Annotated in this window: 4 protein-coding genes; all 4 read right to left on the bottom strand. The window is 60.7% G+C overall.

The window, feature by feature from the left end; genetic code table 11:
• Positions 1–144: 144 nt before the first annotated feature.
• Positions 145–1,062 (bottom strand): TorF family putative porin, encoded by a 918-nt coding sequence (locus ABJK70_RS18200; RefSeq protein WP_347258692.1) that lies wholly within the window; start codon positions 1,060–1,062, stop codon positions 145–147.
• 118 nt (positions 1,063–1,180) lie between these two features.
• Positions 1,181–4,006, bottom strand: coding sequence for an ATP-binding protein (locus ABJK70_RS18205; RefSeq protein ID WP_347258693.1), 2,826 nt, complete (start codon positions 4,004–4,006; stop codon positions 1,181–1,183).
• Positions 4,007–4,060: 54 nt separating this feature from the next.
• Positions 4,061–4,780 (bottom strand): response regulator, encoded by a 720-nt coding sequence (locus tag ABJK70_RS18210; RefSeq protein WP_347258694.1) that lies wholly within the window; start codon positions 4,778–4,780, stop codon positions 4,061–4,063.
• Positions 4,781–5,130: 350 nt separating this feature from the next.
• Positions 5,131–5,964 carry a DUF5765 domain-containing protein gene (locus ABJK70_RS18215; RefSeq protein ID WP_347258695.1) on the bottom strand — a complete coding sequence of 278 codons (834 nt, stop codon included), beginning with the start codon at positions 5,962–5,964 and terminating at the stop codon, positions 5,131–5,133.
• Positions 5,965–6,466: the final 502 nt, after the last annotated feature.

Raw genomic sequence — 6,466 nt, forward strand, 5'->3', positions numbered from 1 at the left:
CTAAAGCGACCGTTTGCGATTGGGAAGGGATTGCCGACCTACGTTCTTCCCGCCCGACACGAAGCCGTACGCCGGGATGAAAAACGCTCTAAACAGACGGCGGCTTCGATAGGCCAGCGGAAATCGAAACCGCCTCGGATTGATTCATTCGTAGTACAGACTGATCGACCCGATGATTTCGTTCTCCTGCGCAACGCCGAAGCGGTTGTATCCGCCCAAGATGCCCGTCACGCCCAGGGACACCGGCAGATTGGGAACCAGGTAACTCAATTGCAGAATCACGTGGCCGAAGGTATTGCTGACGGGCAATTTGCCCGGATAGCAGCCGGTCACGTTCATGGCGCTGTCCGGAGGGCAATCGGTCTTCAAATAGGTGTCCCGCGTCCCGTAAAACTTCCCTTCGCGGCGGAAGCTGAACCAGCCGAGGGTGGCGTTGAAGTTCAGATTCCAGGGCAGAACCCGGCGATAGTTGAGAGTCCAGTAGGTGTCGCCCGCGTTGCCCAGAAGGGAATCGTTCATCAGGGTTTGCGAAAACAGGCTGAAGTCGCCGTACCCGATGCCGACCCTGCTTTCCAGGGTCTCGGCGTGGCGGCTGTTGGTGTAAAGATACCCGGTCAATCCCGCTGTGATCGTGAAATCGCCCAGCGGCAGTTGATAGCCGCCGTAAATATCGTGCTCTATCGATTTCTTGTCGTCGAATACGCTGATGCTCCGGTTCGAGTAGGCCTGACCCAGGCGCAGATAGGAATAGTTGATCATGGAGCCGAAGTAGCCCAGATACCATCCGGAAGCGAATTTCAAATCGGCGCCCCATTGCAAGACCGGATCTTCGGATTCCGGCGCATCGGCGGACGCGTTGCCCAAAGGCTCTCCGTTGAAGTAAGTCGTGGTGATGCCGCGAACGACGTAACTCGACACCAGATCGACATGGGCACTCAGGTTGTAGAGCGGGGGCGTGCCGGAGGGAAGATCGCCTGCGACCGCCGACAGCGCCGGCAGCAGTCCGAGAACAGCAAGACACGCCAGGCGCATTTCCGGATAGGGGGAAATCGAATGAAGCATCGGATGTCTTCTTGTTTTTTTGGATCGAGCGGGTCGAGCCGGTCGTCGGTTGCCCGAGATCGCAGGCCGCTCGCCCGGGGCTCACCGAAGGGTTTCGAGAGCCTATCAGGATCGGTTCTTATCGGATCGTGCCTCCGCCGTTCTCCACCTGCGCGACCTTCTGACGCACGTCCTTCGGCACGAAGGGTTTTTCGATGACCGGACAGCGGGCGGCGTCCAGGAATACCTGCACGTTAGGGCTCAAGCTGTCGCCGGTGACGAAAATGACCTTCCGCGCCAGTTCCGGCCAGCGCCGCTCGATCTCCCGGTACAGCGCCGGGCCGTCCATCTCCGGCATCCGGAGATCGCTCAGAATCGCCGCATACCCGCCGTTATTGCCCAGCAGGCGCAAGGCCTCCCGACCGCTCGCCGCGACGTCGATGCCGTGTCGGTCGCTCGCCAGGATGTCCGCCAGCAAAGCGCTCACCTCCGGTTCGTCGTCGACGATCAGGATGCGTCCGCGTCCGCTCTCCGGCGGCTCCGGCGCCGCCGTGTCGGCTTCGACCGCATCCGCCGCCTGCACCGGCAGCCGCACGGTGAACACCGCCCCGCCCGCGGGCGGACAGGTGGCGCTCAGGCTCCCGCCATGGGCTTCGACGATGCCGAGACTGACCGCCAAGCCCACCCCGGTGCCGCTGCCGACCGGCTTGGTGGTGAAGTAGGGATCGAAGATCCGCGAGCGAATGGCTTCCGGGATGCCGGGACCGTTGTCCGCCACCTCCACCCACAGGGCGTTCGCCGCCGGGTCGTGGCCCGAGCGGATCCACAGGCGGCGGGGCTCGGGCTGGTCGGCCAGAGCCTGCTGCGCGTTGATGAGGAGGTTGATGAACACCTGGTGCAGCTGGTCGGCATCGGCGGCGATCTCCGGCAGGTCCTTCGCCAGGTCGGTGACGACCTCGACGCCGCCTGTGCGCAGGCTATAGCTCAGGATTTCCAGGGAATCCTCGATAACCCGGTTGAGCCGAACCGCCGTGTGCTGCGGCGTGTGCTGGCGGGCCATCGCGAGAAACGTCTTGACGATGCGGGCGCAGCGCTCGGCGGCGGCGCGGATTTTCCCGGCGGCCGCCACCGTGGTTTCGTTTCCTGCCTCTTCCTCCAGCATGATGGCCCGCCCCACCACGATGGAGAGGGGATTGTTGAGTTCATGCGCCACCCCGGCCAGGAGCGAACCCATCGCCGCGAGCTTTTCCCGCTGATAGAGCGTGTCGCGCTGACGGGCGATCTCGGCTTCCGCCTTGACGGCCTCGGTGATGTCGCGGGCATTGACGACTATTCCTTCCACCGAGGGATTGTCGAGCTGATTGGTGCCCGTGGCTTCGAACACCCGCCACTCGCCGTTGGCATGCCGGACCCGGTATTCGAGGCGCTCGATGGGGGCGCCGGGGTTCTCGATCGCGGCCCGATACGCGTGTTCCACTCCCGCGGCGTCCTCCGGGTGCACGATCTCGAAGATGCTCCTGCCGACGTAATGCGCCGGGGGAAGATTCAACACCGCGGCGACCGAGGGGCTCACGTAACGGATGATGCCCTCGGCATCGACCACGCTGATGATGTCGGCGGCATGCTCGATCAGGGCGCGAAAGCGCTCCTTTTCCCGGCGCACCGCGATGTCCCGCTCCGAGACCTTAGCCACCATGTGATTGAACGCATTGGCCAGTTGACCAATTTCGTTGCGCGGATTTTCCCGCCCGCCCAGGTTCGCGACGGGCGCCTGCCCGGAAGCCACGCTGCGGGTGGCAGCGAGCAGCCGGTTCAGGGGCTGGGCGATTTGGCGGCGCAAAATCGCGGTCAAAATCAGGAGCAGAAACGCGAGCGACGAGATGCCGCTCCAGAACACCCATTGCGCCGAGCGAAACGCCTGGGCGCGGACCAAGGCGCCCGGCAGGGTCGAGGCGAAATACCAGCCGGTGCTGGGCAATCGGCTGATCGCGTAGTATTCGTCAATTTCAGGGGCCAAGCCGGAACGCGGCAGCTCCGCGCTCTCCGTCGCCAAGCGCAAGAGCGCGTTCAGCCGCGGGTCCTGGGCGTCGCGAATGTTGAATCCTTCGAAGCTTTCCGAGATCTGGACCATGTATGACGGATCGATGATCAGCCGTCCGTCGCCGCGGAACACGGTATGGGTGGCGCCGGCAATGTCCGACTGGCGAATGCTGGCCTCCAGTTCGTCGAGAATCTCATCGGTGCCGATGTTGGCGATATGCTCGCCGCCCACGTACACGGGGGTTACCCCCGGCACCAGAATCTTCTTATAGGCCGGCTCATAGTAGGTGCCTCCCCAAACCGTTTTGCGCTCGGGATTGTGCGCCGCATCGGCCAGATAAAAATACTCGCGTTGATCCAGCGCGTAGTCCGCCGGCGTGTCGTAGGCCCAGCGCACGTGTCCTGAGCGTTCGGGATCGTCGTAGCCCATGTCGGAGGGTTGGCTGGGATGCATGAAGTAGAAGTTGGCGAATTGACTGGTGAAGGTTCCCTTATATTTTTCGGACAGATCGAAAAACAGCATCCAGCGTCGCTTGAACTCCGTATCGGGCTGCACCCGGCGATGGATCCAGCCGGTGGAATAACGTTCCACGTCGGAGAACTTCTCGCTGTTGCGCATCGCGCCGTCCGGATACCGGCTCATCAGCTCATCGAACCGATGTTCGAAATCGGGGGAGGGCGGTGCGGAATAGCGTTCCACGAAATCCCGGCGCACGACCTCGTGCAATCCCTTGAGAAACGCGAAATGGGATTCGTGATAGCGCGCCCGCTGGACGCCGTAGTCGGTCAGCCGCGCCAGAGCGCTCTGCTCGATTTCCCGGTACAGCAAGTGGTATGTGACCGCCGTGGACAGGGCGATGATGGCTGTCACCCCGGCGGCGATCCGGTACAGCGTAGCCCGAGTAAGCGATGTGGAGATGCCCATGATGTCGATTGATGTCGCTGGAGTGCCGGAGTTGAACGGGAATGGCCGGTCGAATCATTCGCCGTCGGGAACGAAACGGTAACCCACGCCTCGAACCGTTTTGATGAAGCGCGGATGCTCCGGATTCGGTTCTATCTTCTTGCGCACCCGCGTCACGCAAATGTCGACGCTGCGGTCGAAAGGGTCCCACGACCGCCGCTGGGTCAGATCGAGGATCTGATCGCGCGACAGCACTCTATTGGGATGGGTTGCGAAAACCTTCAACAGGTCGAACTCCCCGTTGGTGATCGGCAGTTCCCGGCCGCTCTCGTTCAGCAGGCGATGGCTTTCCAGGTCGAGTTGGCAGCAGCCGAACCGCAAGAGTTGCGCCGGTCTTGCTGCTATGGCCTGATCCGGTTCCGCCGCCGAAGTTATGGTGCGTCGGAGGACGCTTTTGATCCGTGCCAAGAGCTCGCGGGGATCGCACGGTTTGGCGAGGTAGTCGTCGGCCCCGATTTCAAGGCCGACGACTCGATCCGTTACCGAATCGGCAGCAGTGAGCATGATCACCGCCGTCGTCCGGTTTTCCCGAATATGGCGGGCAAGGCTGAGCCCGTCTTCGCCCGGCATCGTGATGTCCAATACCGCGAGATCGATGGCTTCCCTTCGGAGAACTTCGCGCGCCTTCAGGGCCGACTCGGCCTGCCAAACCCGAAACCCGTGCTTGCCGAGATACTCGGCAAGCATCTCGCGAATGCATGGCTCATCGTCCACGACCAAAATATTGGCATTCATATTTTCAACTCCGCTTACCCCCCAGATTCGACGGAGATCGACCATCGGCTGAACTGTGCCAGCACCGAGCGTTCGCAACAATAAATTATTAATCAGGCCCTAAATACCCTCTCGGTATTTAGGGCCGCAGCCCAGGCCGCGGTACACGCCCGGTCTGGGCTCACGCCGCTTGTCGCCGCGCCGGGGCATCCCGGCCCCGGATTAACCCGGCCTGATTTAGAAGCCGGATTAATAGAGCGTGTCGCATCAAATCCGCTCATGTTAGCTCATAAGCCGACAAGCGATATCAATGATCGATCGGAAAGATACTGGTGTCACTGAAGTTGGTCGGCTAGTGTGAATGCCAAAGGTTAAGCCACCCGTTGGTTCCGGTCAGTTATTTTTTCCCTGCGTAAAAGGAGTGGACCGGTCCTCTCGCCGTTCGAGGCCGAAGCCGTGTCGAGGGTGTCGCGGTTTTCAGCAGAGGGCTTTTCCATACACAGCCGGTATCCGGGCCATCGCTCCACGCGCAGCAGGCGGCGCAGCGGCGTCTTGATCACGGAGACGCACAAGGCGATGGACAGCAGACACCACACGGCGGCATGTTCGTTGGGATGGCGCGTCAGAATGTCGGCCAGCAAAGGACCCACGACGAGATGAAGAGAGACGAATCGCCATGATCCGTAAAGGAAAGGCAGAAAAAAACTCACTGCGAAATAGGAAAAACCGTGCAGGCCGAACTGAAACGGGATGAGGTTATCGGGATAAATCGACATCAGGCCGTTAAGAGGAAGCTGCCAGGCTATGTGCCAGTCGCCGGACAGGGAACACACCTCGGGCCCGCAAAATCCCTCGTATCCTCGGATGCAGGTTCTCGCCCAGGAAAAGGGATACATCTTGAGCAGCATCGCCGCGCTGGCGAGTCCGCACAACGAATAGACCATCCCGCCGATTCGCCGCTTCACCGGGGCAGGAATGAAGTACAGCGCGACCATGTTGACGAAGAAGGGTTGAAACGTGATGTGCAGATAACCCAGCCAGGTCAGCAGCTGGTTCTGCGGGGTATCGCACTGATCGATGTATACGTAGGTCGCGGCCTGCAACAATTCCATGCAGGCAAAATAAGTCAGGGGCAACCACAGTTCCCGTGTTTCCCCTTTGTAGGCCAAGTAGCTTGCCGTCGCAAAACCGCCTGTCGCTAACATGGCCGAAGCTTCGCCGCTCCAACACATGAGGAGATCCCCCCAAACTTGATTCAAAAGCTTGAAAGTGAACACCAAAACGATACGCCAACAGGATTTCGCGCATTCTGTCGACCGGATCATCTATGTTGACGCCGCGGAAAGCGAATGTACGGTTCTTCCCGTTGATGTCAATAGTTTGTGATATTGCGGCGCAGCGCGTCCGTTGATCGGGGATTGGTCCGAATGAGTCGACGGGAAGGCCCGACTCTCTGATTGTCGCCAGTGTTGCTGACACTCGGCCAAAACCGTGGTCAGACCATTAAGAGATGTGCTCGCGCGAACCGGATAAGGTCGGATTCGGCCGGGGCGGGGACACCGACCCTAGATCCTAATTCCGTTCGGCATTCGAGTGAACATTCATCGTAGGATGGGTAGAGCGAAGCGAAACCCATCGATGGCGGGTTAGCCCCTAGAGCGTTTTCATCGCGCTCGTACGGCAAAACCAGCTTGGCGGACGTCGTTG

The sequence above is a fragment of the Methylocaldum sp. genome (assembly GCF_039794385.1).
Taxonomy (GTDB): Bacteria; Pseudomonadota; Gammaproteobacteria; order Methylococcales; family Methylococcaceae; genus Methylocaldum.

Bases quoted from the DNA above. Each gene is read 5' to 3' on its own strand.
- ABJK70_RS18200 (WP_347258692.1), bottom strand. From the start codon at position 1,062: ATGCTTCATTCGATTTCCCCCTATCCGGAAATGCGCCTGGCGTGTCTT.
- ABJK70_RS18215 (WP_347258695.1), bottom strand. From the start codon at position 5,964: ATGTTAGCGACAGGCGGTTTTGCGACGGCAAGCTACTTGGCCTACAAA.
- ABJK70_RS18210 (WP_347258694.1), bottom strand. From the start codon at position 4,780: ATGAATGCCAATATTTTGGTCGTGGACGATGAGCCATGCATTCGCGAG.
- ABJK70_RS18205 (WP_347258693.1), bottom strand. From the start codon at position 4,006: ATGGGCATCTCCACATCGCTTACTCGGGCTACGCTGTACCGGATCGCC.